The 17,671-nt window shown below is 40.8% G+C and carries 16 protein-coding genes; 2 read left to right on the forward strand and 14 right to left on the reverse strand.

Translation table 11 applies throughout. The annotated features are described in order from the left end of the window. Positions 1-74 precede the first annotated feature (74 nt). The 14 genes from RDV63_RS13880 to rpsB all read right to left on the reverse strand — a co-directional run bounded on the left by RDV63_RS13880 (position 75) and on the right by rpsB (position 13,842). Positions 75-809 carry an endonuclease/exonuclease/phosphatase family protein gene (locus tag RDV63_RS13880; protein WP_313910092.1) on the reverse strand — a complete coding sequence of 245 codons (735 nt, stop codon included), beginning with the start codon at positions 807-809 and terminating at the stop codon, positions 75-77. A 174-nt stretch (positions 810-983) separates the two neighbouring features. Further along, positions 984-1,754 (reverse strand): acyl-ACP--UDP-N-acetylglucosamine O-acyltransferase, encoded by a 771-nt coding sequence (gene lpxA, locus RDV63_RS13885; protein ID WP_313910093.1) that lies wholly within the window; start codon positions 1,752-1,754, stop codon positions 984-986. A gap of 1 nt (position 1,755) precedes the next feature. After that, a complete protein-coding gene (gene fabZ / locus RDV63_RS13890) occupies positions 1,756-2,208 on the reverse strand; it encodes a 3-hydroxyacyl-ACP dehydratase FabZ (RefSeq protein WP_409934842.1) in 453 nt (150 codons plus the stop codon). A gap of 2 nt (positions 2,209-2,210) precedes the next feature. Beyond that, positions 2,211-3,275 (reverse strand): UDP-3-O-(3-hydroxymyristoyl)glucosamine N-acyltransferase, encoded by a 1,065-nt coding sequence (gene lpxD / locus RDV63_RS13895; protein ID WP_313910094.1) that lies wholly within the window; start codon positions 3,273-3,275, stop codon positions 2,211-2,213. After that, a complete protein-coding gene (locus tag RDV63_RS13900; protein WP_313910095.1) occupies positions 3,275-3,793 on the reverse strand; it encodes an OmpH family outer membrane protein in 519 nt (172 codons plus the stop codon). Before RDV63_RS13900 ends, lpxD begins: the two co-directional genes overlap by 1 nt. A 57-nt stretch (positions 3,794-3,850) precedes the next feature. Further along, on the reverse strand, positions 3,851-6,340 hold the full coding sequence (gene bamA / locus RDV63_RS13905; protein WP_313910096.1) for an outer membrane protein assembly factor BamA: 2,490 nt from the start codon (positions 6,338-6,340) through the stop codon (positions 3,851-3,853). A gap of 26 nt (positions 6,341-6,366) precedes the next feature. Continuing rightward, a complete protein-coding gene (gene rseP / locus RDV63_RS13910) occupies positions 6,367-7,725 on the reverse strand; it encodes a sigma E protease regulator RseP (protein ID WP_313910097.1) in 1,359 nt (452 codons plus the stop codon). After that, the gene (gene ispC, locus RDV63_RS13915) at positions 7,725-8,918 is read right to left on the reverse strand and encodes a 1-deoxy-D-xylulose-5-phosphate reductoisomerase (protein ID WP_313910098.1); all 1,194 of its coding nucleotides are present in this window, start codon (positions 8,916-8,918) and stop codon (positions 7,725-7,727) included. The genes rseP and ispC overlap by 1 nt, the downstream gene beginning before the upstream one ends. Beyond that, positions 8,918-9,781 carry a phosphatidate cytidylyltransferase gene (locus tag RDV63_RS13920; RefSeq protein WP_313910099.1) on the reverse strand — a complete coding sequence of 288 codons (864 nt, stop codon included), beginning with the start codon at positions 9,779-9,781 and terminating at the stop codon, positions 8,918-8,920. The genes ispC and RDV63_RS13920 overlap by 1 nt, the downstream gene beginning before the upstream one ends. Before the next feature lie 5 nt (positions 9,782-9,786). After that, entirely contained in the window at positions 9,787-10,551 is a 765-nt protein-coding gene (uppS, locus tag RDV63_RS13925) for a polyprenyl diphosphate synthase (protein ID WP_313910100.1), read from the reverse strand. A 119-nt stretch (positions 10,552-10,670) separates the two neighbouring features. Continuing rightward, positions 10,671-11,228 (reverse strand): ribosome recycling factor, encoded by a 558-nt coding sequence (gene frr, locus RDV63_RS13930; protein WP_313910101.1) that lies wholly within the window; start codon positions 11,226-11,228, stop codon positions 10,671-10,673. A 46-nt stretch (positions 11,229-11,274) separates the two neighbouring features. Further along, entirely contained in the window at positions 11,275-12,015 is a 741-nt protein-coding gene (pyrH, locus tag RDV63_RS13935) for a UMP kinase (protein ID WP_313910102.1), read from the reverse strand. 118 nt (positions 12,016-12,133) lie between these two features. Beyond that, a complete protein-coding gene (tsf, locus tag RDV63_RS13940) occupies positions 12,134-13,006 on the reverse strand; it encodes a translation elongation factor Ts (RefSeq protein ID WP_313910103.1) in 873 nt (290 codons plus the stop codon). 107 nt (positions 13,007-13,113) lie between these two features. Then, positions 13,114-13,842 (reverse strand): 30S ribosomal protein S2, encoded by a 729-nt coding sequence (gene rpsB / locus RDV63_RS13945; protein WP_313910104.1) that lies wholly within the window; start codon positions 13,840-13,842, stop codon positions 13,114-13,116. A gap of 311 nt (positions 13,843-14,153) precedes the next feature. On the opposite strand from rpsB, the gene map reads away from it, so the two are divergent. Continuing rightward, positions 14,154-14,942, forward strand: a complete 789-nt coding sequence (map, locus tag RDV63_RS13950) for a type I methionyl aminopeptidase (RefSeq protein WP_313910105.1) — start codon at positions 14,154-14,156, stop codon at positions 14,940-14,942. A 39-nt stretch (positions 14,943-14,981) separates the two neighbouring features. Next, positions 14,982-17,609, forward strand: coding sequence for a bifunctional uridylyltransferase/uridylyl-removing protein GlnD (gene glnD / locus RDV63_RS13955; RefSeq protein ID WP_313910106.1), 2,628 nt, complete (start codon positions 14,982-14,984; stop codon positions 17,607-17,609). The last annotated feature ends 62 nt before the right edge of the window (positions 17,610-17,671 follow it).

Genomic DNA, 17,671 nt, shown 5'->3' on the forward strand with positions numbered 1-17,671 from the left:
CTTAAAAAACGAAATTGGTAGCCTAGTACTAGACGGCTAATGTTACCCGCTTTACTAAATGGTTGGAAATTTAATTACAAATAGAACTGAGCATAAATAGGGTTATGATCTGACACTGCAGGCGTATTAATAGCGGTAGCCATTCGTAACTTGAGATCACGATATAAAATAAAGTCTAAGGGTTGACGGCCAAAACGCTTAATGTGATGTGCATCTGCCATAGTGGTTTTTTTTAAGCCCATAGCGCGGCAAAATTGTACTAAATATAAGCGCCTAGAGCGGCTCCAAATATTAAAGTCACCCGCTACAATAAGGGGCCCTTGGTGCTGCAATAAAATCTGCCTCAAAATCATAATTTCCTGCTGAAACTGGCCATGACTGACAAAGTTAACGGCATGGATATTAACCACTAATAAAACATCACCTGTACTTAGCGGATGCTCGGTCATGATTTGACTCTTATGGGTAGCAAAGCTTAATTCTCGCCCTTGGCTTAGTACCGTATTAATCTTACTAAAGGCACATTCACCTGCTGTCAGCACACCAAACAGATGAGAAGGTGTCTGAATATTTGGCGAAACAGCATAAGACCAGCCGCCTAATTGCAGCTTGTTGCTAAGGGCTAACTTAGCTTCTTGCAATAATAATAGTTGCGTAGGATAGCGCGCTAGCAAGTCTGTTAAACAAAGCTGAAACTTGGTACTCATAGTGGATTTTTGGGTATTCCAACTCATAACACCCAGTAAGTTTGAATCTAGTGCTTTCTCTTGATGTATAAGCTGGTGCGGTGTAACGCTGGGCTTAAGCATAATGATTTATCCTGCCTGATTTTAAAGGCTTATTTAAGACTATACCAAATAATGACAAGCTTTTAATGCCACAATAAATAAATCAAGAATGCCAAGCAGCGGAGTAAGTACATAGCTAGGCTAGTTAAGCTGCTATGTACTCTTATTATTGAAGTGATTTAAGATTTACGGGTTTTAGCGAACTATGCCACGACTACTATTAGCTATAAAGTCAGTAAAGACTTTTAGCTCTGAATATTGTTCAGCTTTGTCGGCTAACACAGCTAGTGCTTCAGCTGTCGTTTGGTTTTTACGGTAAACTTCTTTATAAGCGCGGCGAATTTCTAATAAAGCTTCACTGCTATAGCCACGACGTTTTAACCCTTCGGTATTAATACCACCAGGAACACAAGGCGCACCATGAACCATCACATAAGGGGGAACATCTTTTAATACTATAGAGCCACCGCCACAGAAGCTATGAGCGCCAATATGGACAAACTGATGAACACCTGTCATACCGCCTAAAATAGCCCAATCACCAATATGAACATGGCCAGCAGCCTGGGCACCGCTTGCAAAAATAACATTATTACCAATGACACAGTCATGAGCAATATGAGTGGTATTCATAAATAAATTATGACTACCAATAACTGTTTTACCTTGGTCTTGAACAGTTCCACGATGCACTGAACAGCCTTCGCGAAATACGTTGTAATCCCCCACTAGTAATTCTGTATTTTCACCACGGTATTTCTTATCTTGGCAAGCTTCACCAATACTAGCAAATTGAAAGAAGTGGTTACCTCGGCCAAAAGTACTAGGGCCTTTAATGGCAACATGGGATTCAACAATACAATCATCCCCTAAGGTAACGTTATGGCCAATATAACTAAAAGGCCCTATAGTTACGTTTTTGCCTATAACGGCACTGGATTCAATTACTGCAGATGGATGGATCACGTTATAGCTCTCTTCTAGCACACATTAATTCAGCCGAGCAAACGACTTGACCGTCAACCTTAGCTTCACCATAGAACTTCCAAATATTGCGGCGTTCTTTTAAAAACTTCACTTCTAAAATCATTTGATCACCGGGCACAACAGGCTTTTTAAATCTAGCTTCGTCTATGCCAGCAAATAAATACAGCTCATTTTCGGCCCGTTCAGCCACTGTTTTAAACCCTAAAATACCTGTTGCTTGAGCCATAGCTTCTAAAATTAGCACACCAGGAAAAATCGGCATATTAGGGAAGTGGCCAGTGAATATAGGCTCATTTACTGAAACATTTTTTATCGCCGTTAAACTTTCGCCAGGCGTATAATCGAGCACACGGTCAATTAGCAAGAAAGGATAACGATGTGGCAATAAAGCCATTATTTCCTGAATGTCCAAGCTGTTTAATTGATTAGCCAAGGCTATTCCTCTGTTGTATGATCAGCAGCTACAGTATTTTGCTGAGTTTGCAGTTGTGACTCAAGCGCTTTCACTCGCTGATATAGTTGATCTATCTGACGCAATTTAGCAGTATTTTTGCGCCACTCTCGGTTAGGTGTCGCTGGCAAGCCTGAAGTATAAACCCCTTTCTCTGTAATAGGTTTCATTACCATTGCCATACCTGAGATATGAGCACCATCACAGATATCAATATGGCCATTTATAACAGCAGCGCCACCAATAATACAATAACGGCCAATAGAAGTGCTGCCCGCTACTACTGTAGCACCGGCAATAGCCGTGTGATCCCCAATACTAACGTTATGGGCAATTTGACATAAGTTGTCAATAATAACATTATTACCAATTAAGGTGTTTTCAATTGCACCACGGTCAATAGTTGTGTTGGCGCCGATTTCACAACCATTACCAATTATCACACTACCTACTTGGGGTATTTTTAACCAAGTACCCGCTTCATTAGCAAAACCAAAACCATCAGCACCTATTATAGCACCACTATGAATAGTGCAGTTTTCACCAATTTCAACTCTATGATATAGAGTAACATTAGGCCAGACTATAGTGTTAGCACCTACTTTAGCTTCCTGACCAATAAAGCAGCCTGCACCTATCTGAGCACCTTTAGCCAAAGTAACACCGGCAGCAATCACCGCATTTGCCCCTACAGCAACATCTTCCGCTAAAATAGCTGATTCATGAATAATAGCTGTAGGATCTATACCTTGCGCTGCCTTTGGTGTGTTGTCTAACTTTTGGGCAACTTTGGCAAAGGCAACATAAGGGTCTTTTACTACTAACGCTGAAACACCTGGTGCCACAAAAGCTAAATCATCGGCAGTCACTAATACTGCCGACGCTTCTGTTTCTGCTAAATATTTACGGTATTTAGCATTAGATAAAAAAGTAATCTGGCCAGACTTAGCTTGCTCTAAGGTTGCCAAAGAGTGGATGCGTAAGGTTGCATCGCCCACTAATTTGGCTTCTATAAGTTCAGCTAATTCGGTTAAAGTAAAACTAATCATTATTTTTTCTTGCTCGCAATACTGATTACAGCATCAGAAATATCATATTCAGGTTTAGCATAAACAGCCGCACCCGAACTTAAAATTAAGTCGTACTTATCACGTGTAGCAACTTCATCTATAGCTGTCTGAATTAAGCTTAAGATTTTATTGCGCTCTTCGGTTTGACGATCACGTAATTCTTCTTGCAAAGGACGCGCTAACTGCTCATATTTCTCACGCTGGCTATTTACTGTAGCAGATAATTCTTGTTGTTGTTTCTCACTCATAGTTGGGCCATCGCGACGTAACTTTTCTATATTAAAAGTAATATCTTTTTCTAGCTTATCAACCGCTTCCATTCTAGAAGAAAACTCTGCCCTTAGAGTTTGTTGCATGGTTGCAGCTTGAGGTAATTTACTCGCAACCGCTTGTACATCAACATAGCCAATTTTCATTTCTTTAGCTGCAACCGTCGCAGACATTACTAAGCCTGCTACTAAAACCATTGCTGTTTGTAAAATACGCTTATTTCTCATTATATTTTCCTATTTACACTTTAAGTTTAAAATTTATAACACCTAGTATAATTGTGTTTAAAAAGTCGTACCAATATTGAAGCTAAAGTTTTCTTGTTTATCACCTTCATATTTTTTAACTATTTTTGCCAAGCTAAAGGTTAAGGGACCCATTGGTGAAATCCATTGTAAAGATACACCTGCAGTTACTCTAATCATACCTGGATCTGCATAGTCAGCTAAGGGTGGCTGGTAATAACCAAGTGAATTATTAATAGTTAAATTAGCATACCTGTTGATATCAAACTCGGTATCCCAAACGTTACCAGCGTCCATAAATATGCTAGTTCTAACTGAATTACGATAGTCCTCACTTAAAAATGGCGTTGGGGTAATTAACTCTAAAGTTAAAATTGCTTGCGCATTACCACCAGTAGAACGCTCAGAGACAGCATAAGTATCATTATCAGGATTATTAGTTGTATAGCCTCCTACACCAATATCTGGAATACCTGGCACACTAGATGGAAAACGATATATAGCTCTAGGCCCTATAATTTGAGTTTCAAAGCCACGGATATTATGGCCACCAGCATAAAAATACTCGGTGAAAGGTAAAGTGTGGTCATAGCCATTTTTAGCACCATAACCATTACCATAACCCAACTCTAGTTTACTTAAAAAAGACCAAGCATGGTCATTACTTAAAGGAATATACTTACGGGCTTCAAAGTTAGTTTTATAAAACTGTAAATCTGAATTTGGCGTAGTAACTTTAATATTCCAACCAAAATAATGACCTGCTGTTGGAAATAAACCACGGTTTAATGTGCTTTGTACCCAACCTGCCGATAATTCGTAGTTTGTAAAGTTATAACCGCCATCAGGATTATTCTGTTCTAATAATACAGCACGGAAATGGCGCAATTGATCATATTCAGTAATACGATTAATTTTATTAGCCACATAATTAGCGCCAAAGTTCAAGCGATTATATTCGTTAATCGGATAACCAACATTAACACCAAAACCGTAGCGCTGTTGGTTATGAGCCTCTAAGCTACTAGAGCGCTTGCTGTAATCCATTTCAGAATAAAATACTTGGCCGCCTAAACTAACACCATCTAACGTATAATAAGGATCAGTATAATTTACACTTACCGATTTTTGGTATTTATTTGTGTTTACATTAATGCCTGCTGAGTTACCCGTACCAAAGAAGTTTTCTTGCTGAACGCCAATTTGGAATGATAAGCCCATATAACTACCATAAGATATGCCAGCACTAAAGCTACCCGATGGTTGTTCTTTAATTTTAAAATTTACATCAACTTGATCCTCTATACCTGGTACAGGTGAGGTGTCAAAACTAACAGTTTCTATATAAGGTAAGCGTTGGATCCGGTCTTTTGATAATTCTAACGAATCATTCGATAACCAGGCTCCTTCTATTTGTCGCAGTTCACGGCGTATGACTTCATCTTGAGTACTGTTATTACCAGACACCATAATTCGTCGGACATAAACCCGTTTACCTGGCTCAACGCTAATGGTTAACTCCACTTCTTTAGTGTCGTCATTAATCTTAGGAATAGTGCGCACTTTAGAATTTGCATAACCAAAACGCGCCAGCAGCTTAGCAATAAGCTCTTCAGTATAAGTAACGAGAGCGCCATTATACAGTTGACCATTTTGAATTGGTAGCATGCTTTTAACAAGCTCATCTTTACCAATTAAATCACCAACAAACTTAATACCTTTTACTGTATATTGCTCGCCTTCAGTAACATTTAGAGTGACATAAACTGAGGTTTTATCAGGGCTAACAGCAACTTGCGACGAGTCAACTTTAAATCGTAAGTAGCCGCGATCTAAATAGTAACTAGTTATTTTTTCTATATCGCCTTGTAAAGTTTGTTTTTGGTAGCGATCCGATGACATAAAACGCCACCAAGGTAAATCTTGTTTTGATTCAACAATTTTTAATAATTCGTCATTAGAAAACAGTTTATTACCAACTATATTAATTTGTCGAACAGAGGCAGCATCACCTTCATTAAACTTAACTTTTAAATTTACTCTGTTGCGAGGCAAATACACTGTTTCTATATCAACAGTTGCCTGATACTTACCAACACCGTGATAAAATTCGGTTAAACCTACTTCAATGTTTTTTAAAGTGGTTTTATCTAGTGGCTCGCCTACTTCGACCTTATTCCCAGCTAAGCTTTCTAACAGCTGCTCTTCTTTTAGATCTTTATTACCATCAAACTCTATTGCATTGATGGTTGCTCTTTCACGTAAGCGATAAATAACGGTATTACCATCACGCAACACTTGGATATCATCATAGTTGCCTGCACCGTATAAAGTACGAATACTACGAGATAAGGTGTATTCAGTAATAGTATCGCCTACGGTGAAAGGTAAATTATTTAATGCAGCACCCAGTGCCACACGTTGCAGACCTTCAACTTGAATATCCTGCACCGTAAAGCTTTCTTCTGCGAGCACCGAGCCACTTGCTGTAGCGAGTATCATCGCCGCTACTAATCGTCTAATTGTCATTATGTGAACTACTTATGATTAGTTATTTATAAACGAGAAATATCATTTAACAACGCTATTCCCATCAACATTAATAAGAGTAACGCGCCAAACCTGAAACCTACTTCCTGCGCCTTCTCAGAGACAGGTTTACCCCGGATTAGTTCCACCAACATATACATTAAGTGGCCCCCATCCAGGATAGGTAGCGGTAATAAGTTAATGACGCCTAAATTAACACTTATTAACGCTAAAAACGATAAAAAAGCAACGAAACCTATACTGGCAGTGGTTCCTGCACCTTGTGCAATTGAGATAGGACCACTCAAATGCTTCATAGATACATCACCTGTCACTAGCTTAACTAGCATCGAAAAGCTTAAACGGATTAATTGCCAACTATGGTTAAATCCAGCACCTATAGCCTCTAAAGGGCCGTAACGCTGGGTATAGACTATACCTTCGGGCCAAGGGGTCACTTTAGGGCTCACCCCTAGCATCATACCTTGAGAAAAACCATCCTTAGCTTCGACACTAGCCGGAGTGACTGTTAATTCAAGTTGACGATTATTGCGCTCTATCACCATCAATAATGGCTGCTCGGGGCTATTGCTAACAATCTTGACAACTTGTGGCCAGCTGGTAATAACCTGCTCATCTATTTGCAAAATTTTATCATTTAACTGCAAACCGTCTCTTTGCGCTGCACTATCCTCTGCTATTAACGCCAGCTCGGTTAATGCCTGAGGCCGGTCTAGCTCTAAACCTAAGCTAGCAAAAACACTTTGTTGCTCTGGATTAAATTTCCAGTCAGTGGTGTCTAGCACTATCGTCCTAGCCTGACCTGTAGCGAAATCCTTTAGCCCGAGCTCTATGCGATTACGACCTAACTGCTCAACCAGCAATAAGTTGACATTGTTGGCATCGGTTGCCGTATGGCCATTAACCGAGACAATTTGCGAGTTATTAGGCACTTTAGCTTGAGCAGCAATAGACTGAGGTGTCACAGTCGCAATAACAGGCTTAATTGTCTGCACACCCAGCATATACATTAGCCAAAGAGCAAAAAAAGCAAAAATAAAGTTGGCTGCTGGTCCGGCAGCTATAATAGCCATACGTTGCCAAACTGTTTTGCTATTAAAGGTTAAGTCTTTAAACTGAGGCAGTACCGGATCAACTCTCTCATCTAGCATCCGTACATAGCCGCCTAGCGGAATAGCAGCAATAACAAACTCTGTGCCTTGTCTATCGCGCCATCGTATTAGCGCTTTACCAAAACCAATAGAAAAGCGTTTAACTAAAACACCGTTTTTTCGAGCTACCCAAAAGTGGCCAAACTCATGCACTGTGACTAAAATACCCAGTGCGACCACAAAGGATAATAAGTTCCAAATCGCGCCAGACATTAACAATTATCCTTTATATACTGCTCAGCACAATGCCTTGCAACTTGATCAAGCTGTAAAATTTCTTCCAAGGTACAGACCTTGCTTAATGCGTATTGTTCCAAACAAGAGGCATTTATGCGATGTATATCGGTAAAACGAATCTTTTGCTGCAAAAAAGCCGCCACAGCAACTTCATTAGCGGCATTAATCGCCGTTGTAGCACCTTGACCATATTTACAAGCAGCTATGGCTAGGTATAAGTTTGGATAACGCTCAGGCTCAGGCTCAGTAAAAGTAAAATCGCGCATTTGTTTAAAACTTAAAGGCGATACAGGGCTAGACATACGGTTAGGAAAGGCTAAAGCATGAGCAATAGGGGTACGCATATCCGGCTGGCCAAGCTGAGCTAATACTGAGCCGTCAGTATATTGCACCATAGAGTGAATTATGCTTTGCGGGTGTATTACTACTTCTATATCATCAGGTTGACAGTTAAATAACCATCTTGCCTCAATAAATTCCAAGCCCTTATTCATCATAGTTGCGCTATCTATCGAAATTTTAGCGCCCATGCTCCAGTTTGGATGTGCCACTGCTTGGCTTGGTGTCAACTGAGCAAATTCTGCTAAGTTGGTGGTTAAAAATGGCCCACCGCTACCTGTTAGCAATAATTTACTAATACCATAACTAGCGATTGATTGATTATGACTCTGCTGTTGCAAAGCAGCGGGTAAACATTGAAAGATGGCATTATGCTCACTATCAATGGGTAACAAGGTCGCTTTATGCTGCTGCACCTTGTTAATAAATAGCTCACCACTCATTACTAGCGCTTCTTTATTAGCCAGTAATACTGTCTTACCATGCTCTACAGCCGCTAAGGTTGGCAACAAGCCTGCGGCACCAACAATAGCCGCCATCACTATGTCCGCTTCGCTATCAGCTGCTAATTGACATAAGGCTTCAGCACCAGCCAGTACCTCTGTTTTACTGCCTGCTTGCTGTAGCAACTGTTTTAACTGCTGCGCGGCCTTAGTATCTACCATAGCCGCATAGCGCGGTTTAAACTGTAAGCATTGTTGAAGTAATGCCTCGGTTTGGGTGGCAGCAGTAAGCGCTAACACCTGATACTGCTCTGGATGCTGTTCTAGTACCGATAAAGTACTGACGCCAATAGAGCCTGTTGAGCCGAGTATAACCACTTTACGCATTAATAAAGACCGCTAAGAATAGCAATAATTAAAGCAAATAGTGGCGCGGTCGCGGTAAGACTATCAATGCGATCTAAAATACCACCATGACCAGGCAAAAATACCCCACTGTCTTTTACCCCAGCTACGCGTTTAAACATACTTTCGCTTAAATCACCAAATACTGAAAGTACAGTTAAGGTTAACGCAGCGGCATACCACATTGCAGTTTGCTCAGGCCAATCTTGCCACACAGCTACCACTGTTACTAACAGCGCCACAAAACCTAAGCCTCCTAACATACCTTCTACGGTTTTACCGGGGCTTACTCGAGGCAATAGTTTATGTTTACCAAAAGGTTTACCAATAATATAACCGCCAATATCTGCTGCCCAAACTAATCCAAGCAATGCACAAATTAACCAAGCGCCTGTAAACTCAGATTCTGCATAGCCTGTATGGCGAATATATAGCACAGCTGCCCAAGCGGGTATTAAGGTAAACCAGCCCATTAAAGCTTTAAGCCAATCCCGCTTAGCCCAGATCGATTTACTTCTAGGAAAAGTAAGCACTAACACCGCTGCCATTAACCACCAAGCCACACCGGCTAACAATAAACTATGCAGTAACAATTGGCTTGCCAGAGGTTGGTCTAGATCGGCGGGTAAACTTAAATATAACAGCAGTAAAACAACTGTAGTTAAAACAACATAAACAGCACGCATACTGTTATTTGCTAAACCACAAAAGCCACTCCACTCCCAAGCAGCTAACAAAAATGCTGCAGAAATAAACACAACAAAACCTGGCAAGGATAAATAAAACACAGCCAGTAACGCTAAAGGCGCTAATAATAATGCGGTTATGACGCGTTGTTTAAACAATATTGTTATCCTTTACTACTTTTTGCTAATTGCCTAACTTGCTCTCCAGTACAGCCAAAACGGCGCTCTCGGTTAACAAAGCTAGCAATAGCGTCAGAAAATACTTGCTGATTAAAGTCTGGCCACAAGGTATCAGTAAACCATAACTCAGCATAAGCGGCTTGCCATAATAAAAAGTTGCTAATTCTAACATCGCCGCCAGTACGAATAAGTAAATCTAATTCTGGCTGATCATACATTTGTATTTGTTTAGCAAACAAAGCTTCCGTAATATCATCGCTGGCTAAACTACCTTGTTCCACTTGCTGTGCCAAGGACTTTGCAGCATTAACGATATCCCAGCGGCCACCATAATTAGCGGCTATATTTAAAGTCATAGCCGTATTATTTGCCGTTAACTGCTCTGCTTTAGCAATATTTGCCCTTAACTTATCGCTAAATGCACTTAAGTCACCAACAATTTTTAACCTAACATTATGCTTGTGTAAGGTTTTAACTTCGCTTTGTAACACCATCAAAAACAATTGCATTAAGCTGCTAACTTCATCTTCAGGCCGGCGCCAATTTTCACTACTAAAGGCAAATAGAGTTAAAGACTTAATACCTAACTCGCGACAAAAGCTAACACTACGCCGCACCGACTCCACACCTTTCTTATGGCCCCAAACTCTAGGTTTGCCTTGCTGCTGAGCCCAACGCCCATTACCATCCATGATTATAGCCACATGTTGTGGCAAACTTTTTGGGTTTAGCTGCGTAGCTGCAGTCATAAGCTTAGACCTATCCCTGTTATTGCCTTCAATCAGTCAGACACTTAATATTAAATATATATAAAAAAGCGTTGCGTCACCTAAGCGTCGCAACGCTTTTGTTGTAGCATTAAATTTAATTAAACTTCCATTAAATCTTTTTCTTTGTCTGATAAGACTTCATCAATTTTCTTGATATAAACATCAGTTACTTTTTGAATTTCATCAGCTGCACGACGCTCATCATCTTCACTGATCTCTTTGTCTTTTAATAAGGCTTTTAAGTCATTATTGGCATCACGACGAATATTTCTTACCGCCACTCGGCCATTTTCAGCTTCGCCACGGACAATTTTTACTAAATCTTTACGGCGCTCTTCAGTTAAAGCAGGCAGTGGCACACGAATAACAGTACCAGCAGACATAGGGTTTAAGCCCAAATCTGACCCCATAATAGCTTTTTCTACTGCTGCAGTTAAGCTCTTATCAAATACGGTAATAGCTAGTGTGCGTGCGTCTTCAATTGACACGTTTCCTACCTGGTTTAACGGCGTATCTGCTCCGTAATATGGCACCATAATACCATCTAATAAGCTTGGATGGGCGCGGCCTGTTCGCACTTTACTTAATTGTGACTTTAGTGCATCAACACTTTTATCCATACGAACGTTAATATCTTTAATTATGTCGTTAATCACGATTTTATCCTTTTCTGGCCAATGCACTTAGGCATAGGGCTCTAGTTTACTGTAAATTTTCTGCGTGGTCGATCACTGTACCTTCAGGATCGCCCATTACTACTCGTTTTAATGCGCCAGGCTTGTTCATATTAAAGACGCGAATTTTTAAACTATGATCTCTAGCTAGTGTAAATGCGGCTAAATCCATCACTTTTAATTCTTTTTCTAATACTTCGGTATAGCTTAATGTAGAATATAAGGTTGCTGTAGGATCTTTTACTGGATCAGCTGAATAAACGCCATCAACTTTAGTGGCTTTTAATACTGCATCTGCACCAATTTCAATACCACGTAAACAGGCAGCTGAATCTGTAGTAAAAAACGGATTACCGGTACCTGCGGCAAAAATAACAATCCGCCCTGACTTTAATAAGCTAATAGCTTCTGCCCAGCTGTAATTGTCACAAACACCATTAAGTGGGATAGCACTCATTAAACGGGCATTAACATAGGCACGATGTAAAGCATCACGCATGGCTAAGCCATTCATTACGGTTGCTAACATGCCCATATGATCGCCCACTACGCGGTTCATCCCTGCTTTGGCTAAGCCTTCACCACGAAATATATTGCCCCCGCCGATAACTATACCTACCTGCACGCCGAGTTCGACTAATTCTTTAATTTCTTGTGCCATGCGATCCAACACTTTGGGATCAATACCAAAGCCTTCATCGCCCATTAGGGCCTCGCCACTAAGTTTTAATAAAATCCTACGGTATCTTGGTTTTGGATTTGTGCTCATGACAACCTCATAATGCAGAGTGAATTGACTAAATTATAGATAAAAAAAACCGCGGCTTAGGTAAAAACCTGAAGTCGCGGTTATTCTAGCGGGTTTTGCCATTAGGCTGAAGTGATAATTACTTCTTAGCAGCCGCTATTTGTGCAGCAACTTCCGCTGCAAAGTCTTCTTCTTTCTTTTCGATACCTTCGCCAACTTCTAAGCGAGTGAAAGAAACAGCTTTAGCATCGTGTTGTTTTAAGAAATCACCAACTGACATTGATGGATCTTTAACAAACGGCTGACCGGTTAAGCTTACTTCACCAGTAAACTTACTCATACGGCCTGCAACCATTTTTTCAGCAATTTCTTTTGGCTTACCAGAGTTAACAGCGATATCTAATTGAATTTCGTGTTCACGTTGTACTACTTCTGCAGGTACGTCATCTGGGGTTAAGAAACCTGGGTTATTAGCAGCAACATGCATTGCTACGTCTTTTGCCACGTCTTCGTTACCACCTTCAAGCACAGCTAATACACCGATACGGCCTGAGTGAACGTATTGACCAATAGTTGCGCCTTCTACAACAGCAGCACGACGAACATTGATGTTTTCACCAATTTTCGCGACTAAGGCTGCACGAGTTTCCTCGACAGAAGTACCGTTTAAGTCAGCAGCTAAAATAGCTTCTGCAGTAAATAAATTGTTAGCATGAGCTAAATCAGCAACAGCATTAGCAAAGCTTAAAAAGTTAGCATCACGGGCAACAAAGTCAGTTTCGCAGTTAAATTCAACAGCTAAACCAATACCATTACCAACGCGAGTAATAATAGCGCCTTCTGCAGCTATACGGCCTGCTTTCTTAGCAGCTTTAGCCAAACCACTTTTACGCATAGCGTCAATTGCGGCTTCAACATCACCACCGGTTTCTTCCAGTGCTTTTTTACAATCCATCATGCCAGCGCCTGTGCGCTCGCGAAGTTCTTTTACTAAAGCGGCAGTTACAGCCATGAGAGCTTCCTCGTATTAATTCAGGTTGAACAAACAGGGGCTACACAAAGCCCCTGTCAAAATTTTACTCTGTAATCGCGTTTATCTAATGCGATAAAACAGGAAAATTACTCGGCTTCAACGAAAGCTTCGGCTTCAGCCTGTACTTCGATATTTTTTTCACGACCATCAGCGATCGCTTGACCAGCAGCTGCTAGGTATAATTGAATAGCGCGAATAGCGTCATCATTACCAGGAACAACATAGTCAACACCTACTGGGTCAGAGTTAGTATCAACGATTGAAACAACTGGAATACCTAAGTTGTTAGCTTCTTTGATAGCAATATGCTCGTGATCAGCATCAATTACGAATAGAACGTCTGGTAAACCGCCCATATTCTTAATACCGCCTAAGCTTTTTTCTAACTTTTCCATTTCACGTGTACGATCTAAAGCTTCTTTTTTAGTAAGCTTGTCGAAAGTACCGTCTTGGCTTTGTGCTTCAAGATCTTTTAAACGCTTGATTGATTGACGCACAGTTTTCCAGTTTGTCAGCATGCCACCTAACCAACGGTGATTTACATAGAACTGATCAACTTTAGTTGCTGCTTCTTTAATTGCTTCAGATGCTGCACGCTTAGTACCAACAAATAAAATTTTACCTTTCTTTGCTGCTACTTGTTGAATAAATGCCAATGCATCATTCATCATTGGAACTGTTTTTTCCAAGTTGATGATATGTACTTTGTTACGCGCACCAAAAATGAAAGGCTTCATTTTTGGATTCCAATAACGAGTTTGGTGACCGAAATGGACGCCCGCTTGGAGCATGTCGCGCATTGAAACTTTTGCCATGATTTTATTTTCCTGTATTTAGGGGTTAAGCCTCCATACATCCCATATGCCGACTTTGATTAGGCTTTGGTTAAGCGCCAAGCAAAGCACCCCGGTACATGTGTCGATGTATGTGTGTTTTGTTTAAGTTACGCCAATTTACAATGCATATGTGATGTCAGCAGCAAAAATGCTACTATAACCGCACCAGTGCAATTTGCTTATTAGCGGCGCGCTTTATACCATAGGCGCGTGGTAAACACAATAAAATGTGTATTTTTACAGCAAATCGTTAGTAACTAAAACCTGACGATATTAAAGAGAGACTATGCATGACTGCAATTATTAAAACTGCGGCAGAAATTGAAAAAATGCGCGTGGCCGGGCGCTTAGCGGCTGAAGTGTTAGAAATGATTAAGCCTCATGTTCAGGCTGGCATAACCACAGACGAGCTAAATACCTTGTGTCATGACTATATAGTTAATGTACAGCAAGCTATACCAGCGCCACTAAATTACCATGGCTTTCCTAAGTCAGTTTGTACCTCAGTTAACCATGTTATTTGTCATGGCATACCAAATGATAAAAAGTTAAAAGATGGTGATATTATTAATATTGATGTCACGGTAATTAAAGACGGTTATCACGGTGACACCTCAGAAATGTTTGTAGTGGGTAAGCCCAGCATTATGGCTGAGCGGTTAATTCGTGTTACCCAAGAGTGTTTATACTTAGCCTTAAAGAAAGTAAAAAATGGCGTTCGTTTAGGCGACATTGGCCATATTATTCAACAGCACGCTGAAAAGCATAGCTACTCGGTTGTCCGCGAGTATTGCGGTCATGGCATAGGTGCAGTGTTTCATGAAGAGCCGCAAGTGCTGCATTATGGTCGCCCAGGCACGGGTGAAGTATTACACACCGGTATGTGCCTTACGATAGAGCCGATGATTAATGCTGGTGCACGGCACAGCAAAATGCTTAAAGATGGCTGGACAGTCGTCACTAAAGATCGCAGCTTATCCGCCCAGTTTGAACACACTATTTTAATTACCGATACTGGTTGTGAAATTTTAACCCTGCGTAGCAATGAAGATTTAGAGCGCATTCTTACCGCTGAGTAAAATAAGCCAACGTAATCGACAGATAGTGAGGTTAGCACAATGAATCAGGCAGTCTCTTTTAATAAACCACTGCCTGAGCATTATAGTTTAAGTGGCTATAAAGCACATTTTGCTGACTTTCATGACTGGTTAAGCCGCAGCTTTTCTCAGCAACCCGTTACTAATTTAGTAAAGGCTAAAGCGAGCTTTATTGATAGCGTATTAGTGCAACTTTGGCATAAGCTTGATCTGCACAAAGGCAAGCAATTAAGCCTGATTGCTGTTGGGGGGTATGGTCGTGGTGAACTGCATCCTTGCTCTGATGTTGATTTACTTATTTTAACCCAAGGTGCACTTACCGATAGCCAACAAGAGGCCATTAGCCAGTTTATTGCTTTGTTGTGGGATCTGCGTTTAGAAGTTGGTCATAGTGTTCGTACTCTTGAAGAATCTCTTAATTTAGGTAAAGACGATATTACTATCGCCACTAACCTGCTAGAAATGCGTTTACTAACCGGTAATAGCTCTAAATTTCAGCAATTGCAGCAAGACGTTTATGCTGATAGCTTTTGGACTAGCCAAGATTTTTTTCAAGCTAAACGCCACGAGCAACAACAGCGTCATGCCCAATTTCATGGTACTGCCTATAATTTAGAGCCTAATTTAAAGGCTAACCCCGGTGGCTTACGCGATATTCAAACTATTGGCTGGGTAGCTAAACGGCACTTTCAAACTCGTACCATGCGAGAACTCGTCGCTTATCACTACCTTACCGAAGATGAGTATCAGGAACTAATGGAATGTGAAGCGTATTTATGGCAAATGCGTTTTGCGTTGCACCTAGAAGCAGGCCGTAATGAAAATAGAATTTTATTTGATTACCAACCGGCTATAGCCCAGCGCCTAGGCTTTGGTGCCGATGGCAAAGCTTCTGTTGAACGAATGATGAAACGCTTCTTTCGTACAGTCCAGCGAGTCAGTGAGCTTAACGAAATGCTACTGCAGCACTTTGATGGCAGCATTCTAAACCCTGATGCTAAAGTAAAAATACAACCATTAGATGATTATTTTGAACTACAAGGCCATTTAATCGCTGCGCGTGATAATGCGATTTTTGCTAGACGTGATAATTTGCTGCGGTTATTTTGGCATATTGCCAATAACTCCAATATTACCGGCATTCACTCCTCAACAATGCGCTTAATCCGTCAAGTTAGGCGACGTTTAATGGGCGACCTACAAGACTATGAAGGCTGTCGTCAGCTATTTCTATCTATTATCCGTCACCCCGGCGGCATGGATAATGCTATTACGCTAATGCATCGTTATGGCATCTTAGCTGCTTATTTACCGCAGTGGCGCAATATAGTAGGTCAGATGCAATTTGATTTATTTCATGCTTATACCGTAGATGAACACACTCATCGCTTATTAAAGTTTTTATATAAATACACCCTTGCCGAACATGAGAATGAATTTCCGCTATGTAGCGACATTGTGCGCCGGATGGAGAAACCAGAGCTACTATATTTAGCCGGTATTTTTCATGATATCGCTAAAGGTCGCGGCGGTGATCACTCTGAGCTAGGCGCTATGGACGCCCGCGAATTTGCTAAGTTACATCAACTAAGTGATTTTGATAGTAAGTTAATTGTCTGGTTAGTTGAAAATCACTTATTAATGTCAGTAACAGCACAGCGACGAGATATTTATGATCCTGCGGTGATCACAGAGTTTGCAGAAAAAGTAAGAGATGAAACGCGGCTAAATTATCTGTACTGTTTTACCTTAGCTGACATTCGCGCCACTAATGATAACTTATGGAATGATTGGAAAAACTCATTACTGCGCGAACTGTTTCTTGCCGCCCAAAAAGCCTTCCGCCGCGGCTTAGAAAAACCTATGGATTTACGCGACTTAATTCGTGAAAATCAAGCTGGAGCTATGGCATTACTGTTAAAGCAAAAGTTTAGCGAGGCAGAAGTAGCAGCGCTTTGGACTAGAATAAAAGCTGACTATTTTGCCCGTTATAGCCCAGCGCAAATTGCTTGGCATTGTGAGCACATTCTACGCCATAAAAACCCGCAGCAACCATTAATCTTATTAAGTAAAACCGCTATTCGCGGTGGCAGCCATGTTTTTATCTATACCAAAGACCAACCTGGTTTATTTGCTCGGCTAGTTGCTGCTTTAGATAGCAAAAAAGTGAATATTTTTGATGCCCAAATCATGACCAATAAAGATGGCTATGCCATGGATACCTTTGTTATTTTAGAGCAAAATGGCCAGCCGGTTATTTCACCTTCTCGCCAGCAAAGCATTAAACGCGCTTTAGAATTACATATTCAGGGTAAACCAGATTTATCACGGCAAAAAAACCGTTTATCACGTAAAATGCGCCAGTTTAATGTACCGCCCAAAGTGGCCTTTTTACCCGGCAATACCAGCAAACGCACTATGATGGAGTTAGCCGCCTTAGACACACCAGGCTTGCTGGCCAATATTGGCGAAGTGTTTCAACGCTGCAATATTAATATTCATGCAGCAAAAATTACGACTATAGGTGAGCGTGCAGAAGACTTTTTTATGCTCTCTAATAATGATGAACAAGCACTAAGTTATGAGCAACAGGCGGAACTGAAAGCAGCTTTAATTGAACAACTATCAGAGCAGTCAGAAGGCTTTTAAATTACAAGGTTAATTTAATTACCTTAGATAATTAAAGCCTTGAATTGACTACAGTAATAAGT

It is taken from the genome of Rheinheimera sp. MMS21-TC3, from assembly GCF_032229285.1.
GTDB lineage: Bacteria > Pseudomonadota > Gammaproteobacteria > Enterobacterales > Alteromonadaceae > Alishewanella.

What these genes read in the sequence shown, in the direction of transcription:
- RDV63_RS13880 (WP_313910092.1), bottom strand. Translation starts at nt 809, where the DNA reads ATGCTTAAGCCCAGCGTTACACCGCACCAGCTTATACATCAAGAGAAA.
- lpxD (WP_313910094.1), bottom strand. Translation starts at nt 3,275, where the DNA reads ATGATTAGTTTTACTTTAACCGAATTAGCTGAACTTATAGAAGCCAAA.
- RDV63_RS13900 (WP_313910095.1), bottom strand. Translation starts at nt 3,793, where the DNA reads ATGAGAAATAAGCGTATTTTACAAACAGCAATGGTTTTAGTAGCAGGC.
- bamA (WP_313910096.1), bottom strand. Translation starts at nt 6,340, where the DNA reads ATGACAATTAGACGATTAGTAGCGGCGATGATACTCGCTACAGCAAGT.
- rseP (WP_313910097.1), bottom strand. Translation starts at nt 7,725, where the DNA reads ATGTCTGGCGCGATTTGGAACTTATTATCCTTTGTGGTCGCACTGGGT.
- ispC (WP_313910098.1), bottom strand. Translation starts at nt 8,918, where the DNA reads ATGCGTAAAGTGGTTATACTCGGCTCAACAGGCTCTATTGGCGTCAGT.
- uppS (WP_313910100.1), bottom strand. Translation starts at nt 10,551, where the DNA reads ATGACTGCAGCTACGCAGCTAAACCCAAAAAGTTTGCCACAACATGTG.
- pyrH (WP_313910102.1), bottom strand. Translation starts at nt 12,015, where the DNA reads ATGAGCACAAATCCAAAACCAAGATACCGTAGGATTTTATTAAAACTT.
- tsf (WP_313910103.1), bottom strand. Translation starts at nt 13,006, where the DNA reads ATGGCTGTAACTGCCGCTTTAGTAAAAGAACTTCGCGAGCGCACAGGC.
- rpsB (WP_313910104.1), bottom strand. Translation starts at nt 13,842, where the DNA reads ATGGCAAAAGTTTCAATGCGCGACATGCTCCAAGCGGGCGTCCATTTC.
- map (WP_313910105.1), top strand. Translation starts at nt 14,154, where the DNA reads ATGACTGCAATTATTAAAACTGCGGCAGAAATTGAAAAAATGCGCGTG.
- glnD (WP_313910106.1), top strand. Translation starts at nt 14,982, where the DNA reads ATGAATCAGGCAGTCTCTTTTAATAAACCACTGCCTGAGCATTATAGT.